Consider the following 1407-nt stretch of genomic DNA (forward strand, 5'->3'; position numbering starts at 1 on the left):
CACTCCCGCCAGCCCTGCCTTGAGCTGCGCGGCGTCCAGCGACACCCCCGCCTGCCCCGACACGTACCCCACCAGCCGCGCTCCGCCCGGCCCCTCGTCAGCCACCACCACCGCCTCGCGCACGCCGACTCGCGCCAGCAGCTGCGCCTCGATCTCCCCCAGCTCGATGCGGAACCCCCGGATCTTCACCTGGTGGTCGATGCGACCCAGGTACTCCAGCTGACCGTCCTCGCGCCAGCGCACCAGGTCGCCCGTGCGGTAAAGCCTCTCCCCGGCCGCCCCGAACGGGTCCGCCACGAAACGCTCCGCCGTCAGCCCGCCCTTGTCCAGGTAGCCACGCGCCAGCCCCACGCCCCCGAGGTACAGCTCCCCGCCCACGCCCTGCGGCACCAGGTTCAGCCCCGCATCCAGCACGTAGGTCCTCGTGTCCGCGATCGGCCGGCCTATCGCCACCTGGCTGCGCCCGTCCGCCCTGCAGGTCCAGTGCGTCACGTCGATCGCCGCCTCGGTCGGCCCGTACAGGTTGTACAGCCCCGCACCGGGCAGCCGCTCGAACACCTTCGCCTGCGCCTCCGCCGGCAACGCCTCCCCGCTGCACACGATGCGCCGCAGGCTCGTGCACCCCTCGATCCCCTCGTGCGCCACGAACGCCTGCAGCATCGAGGGCACGAAGTGGATCGTGCTCACCCCGTGGCGCCGGATCAGCGCCGCCAGCTTGCCCGGATCCCGATGATCCCCGGGCTGCGCCACCACCAGCCGCGCCCCCTCCATCAGCGGCCAGAAGAACTCCCACACCGACACGTCGAAGCCGAACGGCGTCTTCTGCAGCACCACGTCCTCGCGCGTCAGTCCGTAGGCCTGCTGCATCCACGCCAGCCGGTTGTGCAGCGCCCGGTGACGGTTGGCCGCGCCCTTGGGCCGCCCCGTCGAGCCCGAGGTGTAGATCACGTACGCCAGGTTCTCCCCGTGCAGCGCCACGTCCGGGTCGTCCCGCCGCTCGCCCTCCAGCTCGAGGTCGTCCAGCGTCAGCAGCCCCACGTGCGCCGCCGCGGGCAGCGCGTCCAGCAGCCGCGCCTGCGTCAGCAGCAGCTTCACGCCGCTGTCGCTCAGCATGTAGGCCACGCGCTCGGGCGGGTGCTCCGTGTCGATCGGCACATAGGCCCCGCCGGCCTTCATGATCCCCAGCAGCCCCACCACCATCTCGAGCGAGCGCTCCACCGCGATGCCCACCGGCGCGTCCGCGCGCACGCCCAGCCCGATCAGCCGGTGCGCCAGCGCGTTCGCGCGCGCGTTGAGCTCGCCGTAGCTCAGCGAGCGCTCGCCGAACACCAGCGCCACCGCATCGGGGTCGCGCCGCGCCTGCGCCTCGATGCGGCGGTGCACCGCACCCTCGTCACCCCACGCCGC

Annotated in this window: 1 protein-coding gene; it reads right to left on the bottom strand. The window is 73.1% G+C overall.

Annotated elements, in window-relative coordinates:
• Positions 1 to 1407 (bottom strand): amino acid adenylation domain-containing protein (locus AC07RV_RS45800; protein WP_492716623.1); only part of this gene is annotated, 1407 nt, incomplete at both ends.

The sequence above is a fragment of the Variovorax sp. GW821-FHT09B01 genome (assembly GCF_059418345.1).